The 227-nt window shown below is 43.6% G+C and carries 1 protein-coding gene; it reads left to right on the forward strand.

Translation table 11 applies throughout. The annotated features are described in order from the left end of the window. Positions 1-227 (forward strand): plasmid recombination protein (locus FE392_RS20755; RefSeq protein WP_319931981.1); only part of this gene is annotated, 227 nt, incomplete at both ends.

Here is a 227-nt window from a genome sequence, read left to right on the forward strand (position 1 = left end):
ATGAGCAACGAGAGTTAGTTGTAGCGGTTGGGGAAGGTAAAGATGATCCAATGTGTCGGAAAGAGAAAAAAGAAGCGCTACAGAGGTATGCAGAAGCGTTTCAAGAGCGGAATCCTAATCTAGCAGTCTATAACATGGTGTTACATGATGATGAAGCCAATCCGCATCTACATATCAACTATGTGCCACATTTTTCAAGTAGTCGGGGATTAACGAAGCGTGTCGGA

It is taken from the genome of Xenorhabdus santafensis (assembly GCF_033949405.1).
GTDB classification, from domain to species: domain Bacteria; phylum Pseudomonadota; class Gammaproteobacteria; order Enterobacterales; family Enterobacteriaceae; genus Xenorhabdus; species Xenorhabdus santafensis.